Source organism: Serratia liquefaciens ATCC 27592, from assembly GCF_000422085.1.
GTDB classification, from domain to species: Bacteria; Pseudomonadota; Gammaproteobacteria; order Enterobacterales; family Enterobacteriaceae; genus Serratia; species Serratia liquefaciens.
The window spans coordinates 181,327-199,227 of the sequence record NC_021741.1; the positions used below are offsets into that span (position 1 = coordinate 181,327).

The following is a 17,901-nucleotide window of genomic DNA, read 5'->3' on the forward strand; positions in this document are numbered from 1 at the left end:
CAAAAAATGGGGAAGTGTGTGTCAACCGCAGCAGTGATAAACAAAGAGTTGCTGGCAGAGCAGGTATTACGCGATACCTTCGGCTATCAGCAATTCCGACCGGGTCAACAAACGATTATCAACACGGCGATCGGCGGGCAGGATTGCCTGGTTGTTATGCCGACCGGCGGCGGTAAATCGTTGTGCTATCAAATCCCGGCGCTGGTGATGGATGGCCTGACGTTAGTGGTTTCCCCGTTGATTTCGCTGATGAAAGATCAGGTCGATCAGCTGTTGGCCTATGGCGTTTCCGCCGCCTGCTATAACTCGACGCAAACGCGTGAGCAGCAGCTCGAAGTGATGGCGGGGTGCCGCAGCGGCCAAATCAAAATGCTGTACATCGCTCCCGAGCGGCTGATGATGGACAGCTTTCTCGATCTGCTCGACCACTGTCCGCCGGCGTTGCTGGCAGTAGACGAAGCACACTGTATCTCGCAGTGGGGCCACGACTTCCGCCCAGAATACCGTGCCTTGGGGCAGTTGAAGCAACGCTTCCCCGCGATGCCGGTGATAGCCCTGACGGCGACAGCCGATGAATCTACCCGTGGCGACATCGTGCGCCTGCTGGCGCTGCAGGACCCTTTGGTGCAGGTCAGCAGCTTTGACCGGCCGAACATCCGCTATACGCTGGTGGAGAAGTTTAAACCTCTCGATCAACTGTGGCGTTTTGTACAGGACCAACGCGGCAAAAGCGGCATTATTTACTGCAACAGCCGGGCCAAGGTGGAAGACACCACCGCGCGCCTGCAAAGCCGTGGGCTGAGCGTGGGTGCCTATCATGCCGGGTTGGACAACGATCGCCGCGCCCAGGTGCAGGAAGCGTTCCAGCGTGACGATTTACAGGTGGTAGTGGCCACCGTCGCCTTTGGCATGGGCATCAATAAACCGAACGTGCGCTTTGTGGTGCACTTTGATATTCCGCGCAATATCGAATCTTATTATCAGGAAACCGGCCGTGCCGGGCGCGATGGCCTACCCGCCGAAGCTATCTTGCTGTATGACCCGGCCGATATGGCCTGGCTGCGCCGCTGCCTGGAAGAAAAGCCTGCCGGACAACAGTTGGACATCGAGCGCCACAAGCTGAACGCCATGGGCGCATTTGCCGAAGCGCAAACCTGCCGCCGCCTGGTGCTGCTTAACTATTTTGGCGAGGGCAAACATCAGAACTGCGGCAACTGCGATATCTGCCTGGATCCGCCCAAGCGCTACGACGGGCTGGAAGATGCGCGCAAAGCACTGTCTTGTGTCTATCGCGTCGGGCAGCGTTTCGGTTTGGGCTACATTGTCGAGGTGTTACGCGGCTCCAATAATCAGCGTATCCGCGAATACGGCCATGAAAAGCTGCCGGTGTACGGCATTGGCCGCGACCAAACCACCGAACACTGGACCAGCGTGCTGCGTCAGTTGATCCACCTGGGGTTTATCACTCAGAACATTGCCATGCATTCGGCATTGCAGCTGACCGAGGCTGCACGCCCGGTGTTGCGCGGCGAGCTGGAGCTGCAACTGGCGGTGCCACGCATTCAAAGCCTGAAATCGCGTGGCAGTGCCAACCAGAAATCCTACGGCGGCAACTACGATCGCAAACTGTTTGCCAAACTGCGCAAGCTGCGTAAATCGATTGCCGATGAAGAAAATATTCCGCCTTACGTGGTGTTTAACGATGCTACGCTGCTGGAAATGGCGGAACAGATGCCAATCAAGGCCGGCGATCTGTTGAGCGTTAACGGCGTTGGCCAGCGTAAGCTGGAGCGTTTTGGCGCCCCGTTTATGGCGATGATCCGCGATCATCTCGATAATGACGAAGACTAAGGGCAGTAAATCATGCTGATGTTATTTCTGACCGTGGCGCTGGTGCACCTGATTGCGCTGATGAGCCCGGGGCCGGACTTCTTTTTTGTTTCGCAAACCGCCGCCAGCCGTTCACGCCGTGAGGCGATGATGGGGGTGGTGGGCATCTCGCTGGGCATCGTCGTCTGGGCGGGCGTGGCGCTGATGGGCCTGCACCTGATCCTGCAAAAAATGGCCTGGCTGCATCAGGTTATTATGGTGGGCGGGGGGATTTACCTGTGCTGGATGGGCTGGCAGCTGCTGCGCTCCGCACGCTCTCAGAATGCACAATCAACGCCAGCGCCGGAAGTGAAAGTGGCCTTGCCAAAGCCGGGACGCAGCTTTATTCGCGGTTTTCTGACCAACCTGTCAAATCCAAAGGCCGTTATCTATTTCGGCAGCGTGTTTTCACTGTTTGTCGGTGACGACGTGGGCGCCGGTGCGCGCTGGGGGCTGTTCCTGTTGATCATCGCCGAGACTTTTGTCTGGTTCAGCCTAGTGGCCGTGGTGTTTGCGCTACCGGCAATGCGCCGGGGCTATCAACGCTTGGCTAAATGGATCGACGGACTGGCGGGGGTATTGTTCACCGGTTTCGGCTTGCACCTGATCTTTACCCGTTAATTTTGGGGCAGTGAACCAGAGGGCCGAACAGCGATGTTCGGCCCTTTTGCATCAGGCTTTTCGGGCCGTGGCCAGCAGCCCTGCGACCAGGATGAACAGCGAGCCAAAGATGCGGTTCAGCAGTTGCATTTGGCGTGGGGTCTTCAGCCAACCGGCAATACGGGTCGCCAAAGTGGCGTAGCCAATCATCACGATGATATCGACCACCACCGTAGTGACGCCGAGTACCAGGTACTGCTCGGCTTGGGGCTGATTGGGCAAAATAAACTGTGGAAACAGCGCCGCCAGAAAAACGATGCTTTTCGGGTTGGTCAGATTCACCAGCACGGCGCGGCGGAACAGACGGCGGCGCGGCATGGTGCCCGCCAGCGTATGCAAGTCCAGCGAACCGGCGGCGCGCCACTGCTGAATACCGAGCCACACCAGATAAGCGGCACCCAGCCATTTCAGCAATTCAAAAGCCATCAGCGACTGCGAGATCAGCGCCCCCAGGCCAATGCCCACCAGCAGGATATGCAGGCTCAGCCCGACCTGCAGCCCGGCGATCGAGGCTGCAGCCCCACGATAACCGTGGCTGATGCCGGTGCTCATGGTGTTGATCGCTCCAGAGCCGGGTGACAGGCTGAGGATAAGGGTTGTCAGCAGGTAGGTTAGCCACCAGTCCAAAGTCATTGCAGTGCTCCCTGAAAGCGCCAATTTGTGCCAAAATGATTCGGTTTTTGTAGGAATTGAATCACAATACGCTAGTATTATTTCTTGTGCCAGCGGTCACATTTTTACCGCTGGCGGCTCAGGGAAAAGCATTTGATGACGTCGTTTACTCTCAGCACCGATGACTGGTTAACGCGTGAAACGCAGTTTGCTGCTTTCGCCACCGGCCCGCTGCTGGACTTTTGGCGGCTGCGTGAGGAGGGCGAGTTCATCGGCGTTGGCGGCGTACCCATCCGCTTCGTACGATTCTGTTCTGCGCGTCATCAGCGGATGGTGGTGGTAAGCCCCGGCCGCATCGAAAGTTACGTTAAATATCCTGAGGTTGCCTACGATCTGTTCCAGTGTGGCTATGATGTGATGATTTTAGATCACCGTGGGCAAGGCCGTTCCGGCCGTTTGCTGGCGGATACGCACCGTGGTCATGTGATAAACTTCAGCGATTACGTCGACGATTTCACCCAGTTCTATCAGCAGGAAGTGAAGCCACGCGGTTACCGGCAACGCTTTGCGCTGGCGCACTCAATGGGGGGCGCGATCCTGGCGCAATTCCTGGCTCGTCAGCCGCAGGCCTTTGACGCCGCCGCGTTTTGTGCGCCAATGTTCGGCATTTATTTACCGATGCCGGGTTGGATGGCCAATCGCATTCTTGACTGGGCGGAGAAGCACCCGAAGGTGCGTGAGTACTATGCGATAGGCACCGGCCAGTGGCGCCCACTGCCGTACGTGGTCAACGTGTTGACCCACAGTCGTGAACGTTATCGGCGCTGCTTGCGCTATTACGCCGACTATCCCGAGCTGCAGGTGGGGGGGCCCACTTACCATTGGGTGCGAGAAAGTCTCCAGGCCGGTCGGGATATCATCGCTCAGGCGGCTAACATCACTACGCCGCTATTGTTATTGCAGGCCGGGGAGGATCGGGTGGTCGACAACCGCTCTCACCAGGCTTTTTGTCAGGCATTGTCAGAAGCGGGGCACCCTTGCGAAGGGGAAAAACCGCAGGTTATCGAAGGCGCACGGCATGAGATCCTGTTTGAGCGGGACGCGATGCGCGCCGAAGCACTGAACGCAATCCTGCGTTTCTTTGCTCAACACTTAGGTGGTACCCCTACCGCCGACCACTCCATCAGAGGTTAGAACATACCGCTATGTATCACGTCGTCGCTTCCGATTTAGATGGCACGCTGCTGTCACCTGACCACACCTTGTCCCCGTACGCCAAAGAGACCTTGAAGCTGCTGACCCAGCGTGGGGTACATTTCGTCTTCGCTACCGGGCGTCACCATATCGACGTTGCGCAGATCCGCGATAACCTCGACATCAGCGCCTTTATGATCACGTCTAACGGCGCTCGCGTGCACAACACCGACGGTGAGCTGATTTTCAGCCATAACCTGGCCGAAGACATTGCCCGCGACCTTTACGGCATGCTGCATAACGATGCCGATATCACCACCAACGTCTACCGCAACGACGACTGGTACATCAACCGCGAAAGCCCTGAACAGAAAGAGTTTTTCCAGGAATCCATTTTCCAGTATCAGTTGTTCGAACCGGGCCTGTTGGAAACCGACGGCGTGTGCAAGGTGTACTTCACCTGCGACGATCACGAAAAGCTGCTGCCGCTGGAAGATGCCATCAATGCACGCTGGGGCGATCGGGTTAACGTCAGCTTCTCGTTCCCAACCTGTCTGGAAGTGATGGCGGGTGGCGTGTCAAAAGGGCATGCGCTGGAAGAAGTGGCCAAGATCATCGGTTATACGTTGAAAGAGTGCATCGCCTTCGGCGACGGCATGAACGATCTGGAAATGCTGTCGATGGCCGGTAAAGGCTGCATCATGCGCGACGCGCATCAGCGTTTGAAAGATAAACTGCCTGAGCTGGAAGTCATTGGCTCAAACGTCGACGACGCGGTGCCACATTACCTGCGGAAAATGTTCCTGGGTTGATATGAACAGGGCGCCTTGCGGCGCCCTGATTGGTATTACTTGTGCTGGCCCTGCTTTTGCAGGAATTGCACGCCCTTGTCAGGGAAGTCGGTGAACACGCCGTCCACGCCCGCCTGGTTGTAAATCACGTCATACAGCTGATTCACGTCGGTCACGTAGTCTGGCAGCGCATCGGCGCGGATGGTGAATGGGTGCACCGCCAACTTGTTGGCATGCGCTTCTTTCACCATGTCGGTCAGCACCACCTTGCCCGGCTTGGATTTTTCCGCCACCACCAGCATGTGGTAGTCCGGTCCGATGCCGTCGGCATACTGGGCGATTTGCTTCATCGCGCCCGGTTTGAACATCCAGTCATAGTCGTATTCCACCCATTTGCCGTCGGCTTTCTGCTCATAGGTTTCCTGCCACTTGTTATAGGCGATCAGTTGGATCAGCTTCAGATCCATGCCCATTTTCGGTTCCAGCTCGGTTTTAATCCGCTTCAGCTCGTTGGCATCGAAGCATTGCAGATAAACGTTATCGCCCTTGCCGGTGTAGCCGTACTGTTTCAGAACCGCCAGCACCTTGCTGGAAATGTCTTTCCCTTCTTGCTTATGGAACCACGGCGCTTTGATTTCCGGGTAAATACCGATATTTTTGCCGGTTGAATGATTCAACCCCTGCACAAATTCGATCTCTTCCTGGAAGGTATGGACGCGGAAGTCGGATTTACCCATCGGGAAACGACCCGGGTAGCCCTGCACCTTCTTGCCATTTTCGATCTCAAAACCTTCGGTGAACTTCAGCGACTTGATTTCAGGCAGCGTAAAGTCGATGGCGTAATAACGGCCGTCTTTGCGCGCGCGGTCCGGGAAACGCTCTGCTACGTCGGTGACGCGATCGAGGTAGTGGTCATGCAACACCACCAGCTCGTTGTCCTTGGTCATCACCAGATCTTGTTCGAGGAAATCCGCGCCCTGCGCGTAGGCCATGGCCTTCGCCGGCAGCGTGTGTTCCGGCAGATAACCGCTGGCGCCACGGTGGGCGATCACCACCTTGTCGGCGGCTTGTGCGGCGCTGACCATTGAGGTGGCCAGGATAATCCCTGCCAGCAGGGCTTTGACTTGAGTCCGCATATTGTTGTTCTCCATGTTGTAGGTGCAGGGGTAGTAAAAAGGCCGGTGATTAACCGGCCTAAGACTGCTGACAAAGTCCTTTGCAGTTAAACGTTATGATCTGGGGACTAATAAAAACAAAGGATTATGTCTTGTGAGCTGCTCCAAACGCCCGAAAATCCCATTTTTCGGGTGTTTGTCGTCAGATTAAGGCCGCAAGGCGGCCTTTAAATAATGCGAAAGTTGTATGACGCTTAACCGCGTTTGTTGGCAGCGATTTCCGCGTGGTGTTTTTTCTCGCTCATCATGGTCAGCAACAGCAGCACTACCGCGCCGATGCTACCGCCAATCATCACCATAAAGCCGCCGTCCCAACCGAAGTAGTCAACGGTGTAGCCGACGATGGCGCTGGCTGCAACAGAGCCGCCCAGGTAACCGAACAGACCGGTGAAGCCTGCGGCGGTGCCGGCGGCTTTCTTCGGTGCCAGTTCCAGTGCGTGCAGGCCGATCAGCATGACCGGGCCGTAAATCAGGAAGCCGATGGTGATCATACAGGCCATATCGATGCCAGGATTACCGACCGGGTTCAGCCAGTAAACGACGGTGGCAATGGTCACCAGCGTCATGAAGAACACGCCGGTAGCGCCGCGGTTACCCTTGAACACCTTGTCCGACATCCAGCCGCACAGCAGGGTGCCCGGAATACCGGCATACTCGTACAGGAAGTAAGCCCAGGAAGACTTGTCCAGCGCGAAGTGTTTCACTTCTTTCAGGTAGGTCGGTGACCAGTCCAGAATGCCGTAACGCAGCAGATAAACGAACACGTTAGCTACGGCGATGTACCACAGCAGTTTGTTCGGCAGGATGTACTGCATGAAGATCTGCTTGGCCGTCAGCTCTTCTTCCGCTTTGTCGGTGTAGTCGTCCGGATAATCGTTTTTGTATTCTTCAATCGGCGGCAGGCCGCAGGATTGCGGGGTGTCGCGCATCAGGGCAAAGGCGATCAGGGCTACCAGAATGGCACCGAAGGCCGGCATGTACAGCGCCGCGTGCCAGTCGTTGAACCAGGCCATACCCAGCAAGAACAGCAGCGGTGGCAGACCGCCACCCACGTTATGGGCGCAGTTCCAGACCGAAACGATACCGCCACGCTCTTTCTGCGACCACCAGTGCACCATGGTACGGCCACAAGGCGGCCAGCCCATGCCCTGGAACCAACCGCACAGGAACAGCAGCACGAACATGACCGCGATGCTCGATGTCGCCCATGGAACGAAGCCCATAAACAGCATGACCGCAGCAGCCAAAATCAGGCCGGCGGGCAGGAACACGCGAGGGTTGGAGCGGTCAGAAACCGACCCCATGATAAATTTTGAGAAACCGTAGGCGATGGAAATACCGGACAGCGCGAAACCGAGGTCACCGCGGCTGAAGCCCTGGTCAATCAGGTAAGGCATGGCCAGGGTGAAGTTCTTGCGCACCAGGTAGTAGGCGGCATAACCGAAGAAAATCCCCATAAATATTTGCCAGCGCAATTTACGGTACAGCGGGTCGACTTTGTCGACCGGCACACGTGAAATGTGTGCTGCCGGCTTAAAAATACTCAACATGAGCGCCTCCGATGGCTTTATCTAGTTATCACATCAATATGATCTTTTACGTTCATTTGATGATTGAGCGGATATCGAATGTGGTGTTTTTTTGTTCCATAACGAGCGTCATCCTAGTCAAAACCGCCTGGTGTCGCTGTGATGAATGGCGCAAATGTTACACTTTTATGAAACACCGGCGGATTTTGAGCGATTCGTTAACGTTATGAAATAGAAAAACGCCTAAAAATCGTGATTGTGATCACATTCGTGGTTTTTTGTGGACATTTTACTTTCGTTTTAAGTTCGTTATTGTTCCTTATCAAACAAAGACCCCAATGACTGTGGCCCAATAGGGCAATAACCACGGATCCAGAGGGAGCGTCATGAGCAGCCATTCAGCAGAAAACGAAACGGATGTGATCATCATTGGCGGCGGCGCGACCGGCGCGGGCATTGCTCGTGACTGCGCACGCCGCGGCCTGCGTTGCATACTGCTGGAGCGTCATGATATCGCCACCGGTGCGACCGGACGCAACCACGGCCTGCTGCACAGCGGTGCGCGTTATGCGGTAACCGACGGCGAATCGGCGCGCGAATGCATAGAAGAGAACCGCATCCTCAAACGCATTGCGCACCACTGCATCGAGCGAACCGACGGGCTGTTTATCACCCTGCCGCAGGATTCACTGGCTTATCAACAGCAGTTTATTGTCTCCTGCCACAGCGCCGGTATCAACGCTGAAGCTATTGATCCGCAGTTGGCGTTGCGGCTGGAGCCGGCGGCTAATCCGGCGCTCATCGGTGCCGTGCGCGTGCCGGACGGCACTGTCGATCCTTTCCGTTTGACCGCCGCCAATATGCTCGATGCCCGTGAGCACGGCGCGCAGATCCTCACTTATCACCAGGTGGTCGGTTTATTACGCACGGGCGATCGCGTTACCGGAGTGCGTGTTTTCGACCACCAATCGTCGCGCCGTTACGATATTCACGCCGAAGTGGTGGTCAACGCCGCCGGTATCTGGGGTCAGCAGATTGCAGAATATGCCGATCTGCGAATTCGCATGTTCCCGGCCAAGGGCGCTTTGCTGATCCTGGGTCATCGCATCAACAACATGGTGATCAACCGCTGCCGCAAGCCGGCGGACGCCGACATTCTGGTGCCGGGTGACACCATCTCGCTGATTGGCACCACCTCCACCCACATTGATTATGATCAGATCGACAACATGCTGGTGACCCCGCAGGAAGTGGACATTTTAATCCGCGAGGGCGCGCTGCTGGCACCTGAATTGGCGCAAACCCGAATTCTGCGTGCTTATGCCGGCGTTCGGCCTTTGGTAGCCAGTGACGACGACCCTAGCGGTCGCAACGTCAGCCGTGGCATCGTGCTGCTCGATCATGCCAGCCGCGACGGTCTGGAAGGCTTTATCACCATCACCGGCGGCAAGCTGATGACCTACCGGCTGATGGCGCAGTGGGCGACCGATAAAGTGTGCGAAAAGCTTCGGGTAGACAGCCCCTGCACTACCGCACAGGAGGCGTTGCCGGGTTCTCGTCAGTCGGCGGAAGAAACGGTGCGTAGCGTGGTGTCTTTGCCTGCCAGTATTCGTGGCTCGGCGGTTTATCGCCACGGCGACCGTGCAAACCGCGTACCGGCGGGGGATCGGTTGGACAACAGCCTGGTGTGCGAATGCGAAGCGGTGACCGCCGGCGAGGTGCGTTATGCGGTTAACTCTCTCACCGTCAATAACCTGGTCGATTTGCGTCGTCGTACCCGCGTTGGCATGGGCACCTGCCAGGGGGAGCTTTGCGCCTGCCGTGCCGCGGGGCTGCTGACACGCTTTAACGTCACCACCCCGCAGCAGTCGATCGACCAGCTATCGCATTTCCTCAACGAGCGTTGGAAAGGCGTCCGGCCTATCGCCTGGGGCGATGCGCTGCGCGAAAGTGAATTTACCAGTTGGGTTTACCAGGGATTGTGCGGGCTCGATGCCCGGGGGGAACAGGAGGCCGATGATGCGATTTGACGTAGTGGTGATTGGCGGTGGCCTGGCGGGTATGACCTGCGCCATCCGCCTGGCGGAACAGGGCAAGCGCTGTGCGGTGGTCAGTTCTGGCCAGAGTGCACTCTATTTTTCATCCGGCTCGCTTGATCTGCTGGCGCAACTGCCCGACGGCACCCCGGTGACAGAGCCATTGGCGGCGCTGTCCGCACTGGCAACACAGGCACCCCGGCATCCCTATGCGTTGATCGGTGCCGAGCGGGTGGCGGCGCTGTCGGGTGAAGCTGCATCGCTGCTACAGCGCTGTGGGCTTGCTCTGCAGGGTGACAGCGAACGCAATCATCTGCGCATCACGCCGCTGGGCACGCGCCGGGCGACCTGGCTCAGCCCGCAGGCTATCCCCGTTACGCCGTTAGGCGGTGAACTGCCGTGGCGGCACATTGCGGTGATCGGCATTGAAGGCTTTTTGGATTTTCAGCCACAGTTGGCCGCCAGTTCCCTGACGCAGTCCCTGGGCGTTCGGGCTGAGGTGGCAGATATGCACTTGCCGGCGCTGGACCGGCTGCGCAATAACCCCAGTGAGTTCCGAGCGGTAAATATCGCCAGGGTACTGGATCTGCCGGAAAACCTGACGCCAATGGCGGACGAGCTTCGGCGGTTGGCTGCGGACGCCGAGGCGATATTCTTGCCGGCCTGTCTGGGGCTGGAGGATGACGCGCCATTGGCGGCGCTGCAGGCGGCGGTCGGCAAACCGATTCGCCTGCTGCCGACGCTGCCGCCTTCAGTGCTCGGGATGAGGTTGCACCAGGCGCTGCGCTCGCGATTACAGCAATTGGGCGGCGTTTTTATGCCGGGGGACAGCGTGCTGCGGGCGGATATTGAAGCCGGGCGAGTCACCGGTGTTTATACCCGTAACCACACCGACATTCCGTTGGTGGCGCAGCAGGTGGTGCTGGCCAGCGGCAGTTTTTTCAGTAATGGGCTGGTGGCGGACTTCGACGGCATACGTGAACCGGTATTTGGACTGGATGTCGACAGTAAGGCGGAGCGTGCAGACTGGAGTTGTCGCGAGCTGTTTGCTCCGCAACCCTATTTGCAGTTTGGGGTACGCACCGATAACCAGCTGCGTGCCCTAAGGCAGGGAGAGCCTTTGAGTAACCTGTATGCCATAGGGGCGGTGACCGGCGGCTACGATCCGCTGCAGCAGGGCTGCGGTGCAGGTGTTTCGTTGGTGGGAGCATTGCATGTCGCGCAACAGATTGCGGCACAGGAGGAGCAACCATGAGCCTGCACAAAGACAACAGTTTTGAGAACTGCATCAAGTGCACCGTCTGCACCACCTATTGCCCGGTGGCCAAGGTCAATCCGCTTTATCCCGGGCCTAAGCAGGCTGGGCCGGACGGCGAACGCCTACGGTTAAAAGATCCGGCGCTGTACGACGAAGCGCTGAAGTATTGCACCAACTGCAAACGCTGTGAGGTAGCCTGCCCGTCCGACGTCAAAATTGGCGATATCATTCAGCGGGCGCGTGCCGACTTTGCCCAGAGCAAGCCGACGCTGCGCGACGCCATCCTCAGTCATACCGATATCATGGGCTCGCTGTCGACGCCGTTTGCGCCGATCGTCAACGCTGCCACCGGGTTGAAGCCGGTGCGCGCGCTGCTGGACAAGGCGTTGAAAATTGATCACCGTCGCGAACTGCCCAAATACTCGTTCGGCACCTTCCGCCGCTGGTACCGCCAGCAAGCGCAGGCCCAACAGCGTTACGCCGAGCAGGTGGCTTTTTTCCACGGCTGCTTCGTTAATTACAACCACCCGCAGCTGGGTAAGGATCTGATCAAAGTCTTCAATGCGATGGATATCGGCGTGCAGCTGCTTAAGCGCGAAAAATGCTGCGGTGTGCCGCTGATTGCCAACGGCTTTATCGCCCAGGCCAAGAAACAGGCCAAGGTGAATGCCGAATCGCTGCATGAGGCGGTGTTGGAGCGCGGCATCCCTGTTGTGGCCACTTCATCGAGCTGTACTTTTACGCTGCGTGACGAATACCCGCATTTGCTGGAGGTGGATACCTCGGCGGTGCGTGAACGGGTGGAGCTGGCGACGCGCTATCTGTACCGCCTGCTCAATCAGGGGCGCAGCCTGCCGCTGAAGCGTACGCCATTGCGGGTGGCCTACCATACGCCGTGTCACATGGAGAAAATGGGCTGGACGGCCTATACGCTGGAATTATTGCGGCAGATACCGGGGCTGGAGCTGGTGGTATTGGATTCGCAGTGTTGCGGCATTGCCGGCACCTACGGATTTAAATCCGAGAACTATGCGACTTCGCAAGGGATTGGCGCATCGCTGTTTCGCCAGATTGAGGAGAGTGGGGTCGATTTGGTGGTGACGGACTGCGAAACCTGTAAATGGCAAATCGAGATGTCGACCAGCAAGCGCTGCGAACACCCGATTACCCTGTTGGCACAGGCCCTGGCGTAGGGCGCAGCAGTGTGAACTGCGCCCTATAGGCTGAGTCAGTAAAAGTTTACTTGTTCAGTTTCAGCGTTTTGATGATGCCTTCGGCTTCACTTTGCGCCTGCTGCTGGTTATCCGCCGGCAGCGTCACCTGAATGGTCAGCATGTTGTTATCCAGCGTGCCGATCAGGATGGAGGAGTAGGCCTTCTCGCCGCCGCTGGTAATGATGCTGTCCAACTGACGCAGCGGCACGCCGTTTACGTCGATGGCTTTGTTGGTGACCACCTGCAGGTTCGCATCACGCGCGCGCTGGGTATCTTCCAGACGCTTGCTCAGGGTTTCCAGACTGTCGGCGGTTTTGTCGCCGAGGATCACGATCACTGCGCGTTGGCCGGTACTGTCGGCGTAAACGTGCATGTTGTTCGCCTGATTACCCAGCTTGCCGCTTTGGTCCGCCATACCGACCGGCAGGGTGAACGCCAGCTTACCCTCCAGCAAGCTTACCTGTTGCCCGGCCGGTGCGCTGGTTGCGGCATCGCCCGCCGGCGCTTTGGTGTCTTTGGTTTCGCCGTCGCAGGCCGCGAGGCCAAGCACTAACAGGCTGATACCCATCAATTTTGCTACTTTACGCATTGGGCTTCCTTCTTCCTTTCAGGTAGGGTTTCACTGCCGTATCGCAACCTATTCCAGGGTGAAATGCAAGGCAGATGTTGTCACAAGGTTTTCTCAAGTAATAGCCGATAATCAGCCACTTCGCCTTTCTTTTCCAGTTGAACAATCTGATAGTGATTGTTGATAAGCATCATCAGCATCGCACGGAACTGATTACGGGTTTTCACCCTCAACTGGTGATAACCCTGCGCCCGTGCCCAGTTTTCCTGCTCGGCCAATAGCGCTAACGCCACACCGTGGCGGCGACAAGCCGGCAATACGGCACCCAACCAGCTGTAAAACACTCGGTCTTGTTGCTGATAACCGAGCTTGAAACCGGCAGCCTGGCCGTCGACTTCGGCGATCAGTGCGGCCATCGGGAGTGAGCCGATGCGCTGTTGCAGATCGTTGAGGTTGTGCAGATTGCCGAATTCGGGGATTTGCTGATACAGACGATGAATTTCTTCGAGGGTAGCGTGGCGGGTGGTGACGGTCATGGCGGCCTCCGGATGGGTAGGCCGCCAATGATAACACGGGTCAGCTCGGTTGCAGGCTGCTGTCGCCCTGGCGTGCGGCAATGCGTTTGAGCAGCATATTCAGCAGCACGCCATACATTGGCAGGAAGAACAGCATGCAGATCAGCACCTTGAAGCTGTAATCGACCAGCGCAATCTCGACCCAGTTGTTGGCCATAAAGGCGTCACTGCTCTTGTAGAATGCAATAAAGAAGAACGACAGCGTGTCGCTGATATTGCCGAGGAACATGGCCGCGGCAGGGGCCACCCACCAGGCGCTGCGCTGGCGTAACCGGTTGAAAACGTGTACGTCGAGGATCTGACCGAGCACGTAAGCCATAAAGCTGGCGACGGCGATACGTGCGACAAACAGGTTAAAGCTACCCAGTGCGGCAAACCCCTGCCATTCCCCCTGATAGGTGACGGTGGAGATGACGTACGAGATAAACAGGGCCGGCACCATCACCGAAAGAATGATGCGTCTCGCCAGCGGGGCGCCAAAAATACGCACCGTCAGGTCGGTTGCCAGAAAGATAAATGGGAAGGTAAACGCACCCCAGGTGGTATGGAAACCGAAAATGGACATCGGCAACTGCACCAGGTAGTTACTGGAGGTAATGATGACAATATGGAACAGCGATAGCCAGACCAACGCGGTGAGGCGCTGTCGAGCGGTAAACGAATACATGTTGTAGCCTTTTTAGCAGTGGGGTGAGGGAACCCAGAATGTCTTGTCTGTGCAGCGAAATAAGCTGCGCGGCCGCATGATACGCGTTTGCGCAACCAATGCAATGGTTAAATTTAACGCAAACGTTAACGCATCTTGCGCAGAAAAACTACCGGCGTAAACTAGGCGCTAATGAGATGCGGCGAGCGTACGCCGATCGCTTTTGACCGAGAAAAATTGCATGACTGACTTGTTTGCCCAGGCCGACCAGACGCTTGATGCGCTGGGGCTGCGCTGTCCGGAACCGGTAATGATGGTGCGTAAAACCGTGCGCCATATGGATAACGGTGAAACCCTGCTGATTATTGCTGACGATCCGGCCACCACCCGCGATATTCCGGGTTTTTGCCGTTTTATGGAGCACACGCTGGTGGCGCAGGAAACTGAAAAAACGCCTTACCGCTATTTATTGCGTAAAGGTGTTGAGCGCTAATCGCCGCTTTTGCCTAGCGTTTTTGCAGTATTTGCTGTGTGTCCGATGCACGAGCATGCATTGCCAGCCCCCTGAAATCCTGCGGGCGGTAATAGTGGGGCGGCACCGGCAGAGAATGCATCGCATCCGTCGGCCAGAGTTGCAGTTCACCCAGCTTTGCCAGCCAGAACCCCTGAACCTGCAGCGGTAACATCAGGCGTTGTGGGGCGGTGTTTTCGAACGGCGGCAGAGCCGGCAGGCGATTGCTGCCGGTCGTGTAATCCCGTTTTAAGACCAGAAACTTCTCCGGTACCCGGCGCTGGCTGTCCCACCAGTCGCCGTCAATCCCGTCAAACTGCCGCTGAGTTGCCCTGATGGAGACGGCGCCAAGCTGGTGCAGGGCCTGGGGGAGCAAATTCTCCATGGCGTGGTTGTAGGCCGTTATGGAAACCGCCTGCCCCTGCAAGATAGCATCGATCGCCAGCCGTGATCCCAGCAGGTTGGAATACAAATCCTCCGGTGAAAAAGCCGAGACCTCCTCCGAAAACCCCGGTACCGACTGATAGCCATACCACTGTGCCACTTCATGCCACGCCGCCATTTGAAAGGCGAGTTCTCCTGCCAAATACGCCGCGAGCGTATAGCGCTGCGCAGCATCCTGAGGCGGGGTAAAGGCGTTCAGCTGGATACGGCGTATTGCCAACTCGGGGCTAAGATCGATATTCCATTGCTGGCCCAATCGGGGTAACAGTTGGCTGAACAGGAAAAGGGTATTGTCGGCGGTGTCGCGCACGTGAGCGATATCGATAAATCCCCCGCGGCGGGTGTACATCACTCCCAATTGCTCGCTGCCAAGTCCCATCAAGTTGCTAACGGCATTGAAAGCGCTGTCGTTATAGTGGTGACGGCCAAGCCGGTCGGCATCCACCAGGTTACCCAACTGATAAAAGGGGACTGGGATACCCCAAACTTGCGCTTTGAGGTTGTAGCCAAAGGCACAGCAGGGGCGCAAACCATCCGGCGGGGACAGCGGCGCAGCCACCGGCCAGGCGATACGGCTTTCGTTGATGGGTTGCGAGGTCACCAACGTTTCCACGGGTTTGGCAGATAGCGCGGAAGTAAACGACAACAAAACCAGCAGTACAACAGAGCGCATTAAAAAGCTTCCCCAACCTGAAAGTAAAATCCACTGCTGCCACGTCCGATGCCAAAATCGAGCCGCACGTTCATTTTCGGTTTGAATTCAAAACGGTAACCCGCTCCCAGCGTGGGTAACCAGGGCCCCTGACCCAAATCGCCGGCCTTGCTACTTAGCGTTCCCGCACCGGCCCAAAGAACGTAACCGTGGCGCCAGTTCAGCTTGCGACGATACTCGATCTGGCTGCTGAACACATTTCTGTCGCGATAGCGGCCTTGATAATAGCCGCGCATGCGTTTGTCGTCACCCAGGCCGGACAGCCTGTCCCAGGGCACCTCGCCCGTCGTCAGGCGGCTGTAAGCGTCTAACGCCAGCACGCTTTTCGCACTCAAGCTGTGGTAGGCATTGTACTGGCCTTCTACAGCATTGAAACGGCTGTCGCCGCCCAATTCTGGCGCAAAATAGGTGTCGCTCAGGCGAAGATACTGGCCACGGCTGGCATTAGAAACGAAGTCGCGCGTATCGTAACTCAGCGAACCGCTGACTCCTGAACTTAGCGATGAAACGCCGGCTTTTTGGGCCCTTAACAGGCTGCTGTCATCCTCATCAGTTTTGCTGGCGTGCGTCGAGGAAAAATCCCAGCCAACCCCCGCGTAGGTGGCATTGGCAATGCGATACAGCAGCTGTGGGGCTATCTGGAATGCCTGCTGCGTGTACTTTTCTTTGTTGCCGTTGTTATGCCCAGCCTGGTAACCGGTGCCCCAGAAATAGGTGGGCATATTATTCAGCGAGCCGTCGGCAAAAAAACGCCATTGGTCGTCAGCGAAAAAACTGTGGTTTTGGAAACCGACGCCGAAGGCACCGGTGGTGCTGAAAAAGCCCTTTAACGCCAGCGTCGAGTTTTGGCTGACTTTATCCTGGCTGTCCGGGCGATATATCCCCACGACGGCGGTACCGATGCCAAGACCGAGTTCTGGCGTATAGAACGGGCCGGGCAAGACCCCCCAATCGATGGCTTTGCTGCTGTCGAATTGGTTGTTAGACCCCAAAGGGGCCAACATTTCATCTATTTGCTGGCGTGACAACAAAGTGGCGTGAGCTCCGGGTAGCAGAACCAACAATACCAGCGGCAAACTGCGGATCGATATTGCCATCAGAAGCGATATTCACCGGAGACCATAAAGCTGTTACGTTCGCTAAAGCCAAATTCGGTCAACAGGTTAAAGTGTCTGGTGATCTCGTATTGCGTGCCAATCAGTACGTTCCACGGCGATTGCAGGTGCTGTTTCACGTCAAAACGGCCTTCACCCTGCTGATTGGCCATCATCATCAGGCTCTGAAGTTCGGTTGGCATTTTTAAATCACTCAGGCTGCCTTTGAACCTCTGCTGGACGTCCTGATACATGGTGCCGACCCACAGGTTGAGATGGGTTTGGCCACTGATACCGGGCACCAGGAAGCGGTAACCTACCCGAGGCGACACCGTCAGTGCGGAAATCTGACCATCAAGGATATCGAAATTGGTGCGGGTGTAGTTGGTATCGACCGAGGTGAACCAGTTCTCATATCCCCCAACCAGCGTGAAACCGGCGCCGTAAGTGGTGCCTTTAAAATCGAGCTTAAAATCCAGATCGCGCAGTTGCCCACTTTGATTCATGCGGTGTACCTGACCCGCGATAACCTTGTTCAGGAAGCCTTTTTGTTGACTGGGATCGGCGTCTACGGAGACCTGGGACAACGAGCTGCCTTTGGTATGGCCGATGATCCCGTAAACATTGAGGAATGGCAGTACCCAGGTGTCCAGACGCATGGTTTCCGTTTTGCTTTTCTCGCGAGTTTTGCCCACGTCGATGTTGAACAAATTGGATGGTAAGGGAGTTTTACCCAGGCTGAGGCCGGAAAATTGGATACTGTCGACATCGATATTTTGCCGCATGTTCATGTAGTTGATGCCGATCCCGAAGGGTTCCGGCAGATCATAACCACGGGCGCGTGCTTCATCCCCCCAAATCGGCAACAGGCGATGCTCAGGCTGGGGTTTTGCCTTGGGCGCATCGTTATGCTGGGCTGCGGGTAAGGCGTTAGGGGTGGTGAAAAGGGGGCGATCGGCGCTATCAATGAGTTGCATTGTGGCGGCAGAGTCAGGCTGCTGCGCCAGAGCCAG

17 protein-coding genes are annotated in these 17,901 nt (G+C 56.9%); 8 read left to right on the top strand and 9 right to left on the bottom strand.

The features are described from left to right. Positions 1–18: 18 nt before the first annotated feature. A complete protein-coding gene (recQ, locus tag M495_RS00800) occupies positions 19–1,851 on the top strand; it encodes an ATP-dependent DNA helicase RecQ (RefSeq protein ID WP_020824780.1) in 1,833 nt (610 codons plus the stop codon). A gap of 12 nt (positions 1,852–1,863) precedes the next feature. Continuing rightward, entirely contained in the window at positions 1,864–2,490 is a 627-nt protein-coding gene (gene rhtC, locus M495_RS00805; protein WP_020824781.1) for a threonine export protein RhtC, read from the top strand. Between the two features lie 51 nt (positions 2,491–2,541). Here rhtC and rhtB read toward each other — a convergent pair whose 3' ends face one another. Beyond that, positions 2,542–3,162, bottom strand: a complete 621-nt coding sequence (gene rhtB / locus M495_RS00810) for a homoserine/homoserine lactone efflux protein (protein WP_020824782.1) — start codon at positions 3,160–3,162, stop codon at positions 2,542–2,544. Positions 3,163–3,297: 135 nt separating this feature from the next. On the opposite strand from rhtB, the gene pldB reads away from it, so the two are divergent. Together pldB and yigL are read left to right on the top strand one after the other, a co-directional pair. Further along, on the top strand, positions 3,298–4,335 hold the full coding sequence (pldB, locus tag M495_RS00815) for a lysophospholipase L2 (RefSeq protein WP_020824783.1): 1,038 nt from the start codon (positions 3,298–3,300) through the stop codon (positions 4,333–4,335). An 11-nt stretch (positions 4,336–4,346) separates the two neighbouring features. Next, a complete protein-coding gene (gene yigL, locus M495_RS00820) occupies positions 4,347–5,147 on the top strand; it encodes a sugar/pyridoxal phosphate phosphatase YigL (protein ID WP_020824784.1) in 801 nt (266 codons plus the stop codon). A gap of 35 nt (positions 5,148–5,182) precedes the next feature. On the opposite strand, the gene glpQ is transcribed toward yigL, so the two are convergent. Together glpQ and glpT are read right to left on the bottom strand one after the other, a co-directional pair. Further along, the gene (gene glpQ, locus M495_RS00825) at positions 5,183–6,262 is read right to left on the bottom strand and encodes a glycerophosphodiester phosphodiesterase (RefSeq protein WP_020824785.1); all 1,080 of its coding nucleotides are present in this window, start codon (positions 6,260–6,262) and stop codon (positions 5,183–5,185) included. A gap of 233 nt (positions 6,263–6,495) precedes the next feature. Beyond that, positions 6,496–7,851 (bottom strand): glycerol-3-phosphate transporter, encoded by a 1,356-nt coding sequence (gene glpT / locus M495_RS00830; protein WP_020824786.1) that lies wholly within the window; start codon positions 7,849–7,851, stop codon positions 6,496–6,498. A gap of 365 nt (positions 7,852–8,216) precedes the next feature. Between glpT and glpA the strand changes: the two genes are divergently transcribed. From glpA to glpC, 3 genes are read left to right on the top strand one after another with little or no spacing between them, the layout of a single operon-like run. Next, a complete protein-coding gene (glpA, locus tag M495_RS00835; protein ID WP_020824787.1) occupies positions 8,217–9,860 on the top strand; it encodes an anaerobic glycerol-3-phosphate dehydrogenase subunit A in 1,644 nt (547 codons plus the stop codon). Beyond that, the gene (gene glpB, locus M495_RS00840; protein ID WP_020824788.1) at positions 9,850–11,121 is read left to right on the top strand and encodes a glycerol-3-phosphate dehydrogenase subunit GlpB; all 1,272 of its coding nucleotides are present in this window, start codon (positions 9,850–9,852) and stop codon (positions 11,119–11,121) included. Before glpA ends, glpB begins: the two co-directional genes overlap by 11 nt. Further along, positions 11,118–12,317 carry an anaerobic glycerol-3-phosphate dehydrogenase subunit GlpC gene (gene glpC, locus M495_RS00845; protein ID WP_020824789.1) on the top strand — a complete coding sequence of 400 codons (1,200 nt, stop codon included), beginning with the start codon at positions 11,118–11,120 and terminating at the stop codon, positions 12,315–12,317. The genes glpB and glpC overlap by 4 nt, the downstream gene beginning before the upstream one ends. A 46-nt stretch (positions 12,318–12,363) precedes the next feature. Here the strand turns inward: glpC and M495_RS00850 are convergent, their stop codons facing one another. From M495_RS00850 to M495_RS00860, 3 genes are all read right to left on the bottom strand, one after another. Continuing rightward, on the bottom strand, positions 12,364–12,927 hold the full coding sequence (locus M495_RS00850) for a DcrB family lipoprotein (protein ID WP_020824790.1): 564 nt from the start codon (positions 12,925–12,927) through the stop codon (positions 12,364–12,366). A gap of 80 nt (positions 12,928–13,007) precedes the next feature. Beyond that, entirely contained in the window at positions 13,008–13,442 is a 435-nt protein-coding gene (locus M495_RS00855; RefSeq protein ID WP_020824791.1) for a GNAT family N-acetyltransferase, read from the bottom strand. A 40-nt stretch (positions 13,443–13,482) separates the two neighbouring features. Beyond that, positions 13,483–14,148 carry a 7-cyano-7-deazaguanine/7-aminomethyl-7-deazaguanine transporter gene (locus tag M495_RS00860; protein ID WP_020824792.1) on the bottom strand — a complete coding sequence of 222 codons (666 nt, stop codon included), beginning with the start codon at positions 14,146–14,148 and terminating at the stop codon, positions 13,483–13,485. Positions 14,149–14,368: 220 nt separating this feature from the next. Between M495_RS00860 and tusA the strand changes: the two genes are divergently transcribed. Further along, positions 14,369–14,620, top strand: a complete 252-nt coding sequence (gene tusA, locus M495_RS00865; RefSeq protein WP_020824793.1) for a sulfurtransferase TusA — start codon at positions 14,369–14,371, stop codon at positions 14,618–14,620. 13 nt (positions 14,621–14,633) lie between these two features. Here tusA and M495_RS00870 read toward each other — a convergent pair whose 3' ends face one another. From M495_RS00870 to M495_RS00880, 3 genes are read right to left on the bottom strand one after another with little or no spacing between them, the layout of a single operon-like run. After that, the gene (locus M495_RS00870; RefSeq protein WP_020824794.1) at positions 14,634–15,755 is read right to left on the bottom strand and encodes a DUF4056 domain-containing protein; all 1,122 of its coding nucleotides are present in this window, start codon (positions 15,753–15,755) and stop codon (positions 14,634–14,636) included. Beyond that, a complete protein-coding gene (locus M495_RS00875) occupies positions 15,755–16,891 on the bottom strand; it encodes a BamA/TamA family outer membrane protein (RefSeq protein ID WP_020824795.1) in 1,137 nt (378 codons plus the stop codon). Before M495_RS00875 ends, M495_RS00870 begins: the two co-directional genes overlap by 1 nt. Next, a complete protein-coding gene (locus M495_RS00880) occupies positions 16,891–17,865 on the bottom strand; it encodes a hypothetical protein (protein ID WP_390900359.1) in 975 nt (324 codons plus the stop codon). The genes M495_RS00875 and M495_RS00880 overlap by 1 nt, the downstream gene beginning before the upstream one ends. Between the last annotated feature and the right edge of the window lie 36 nt (positions 17,866–17,901).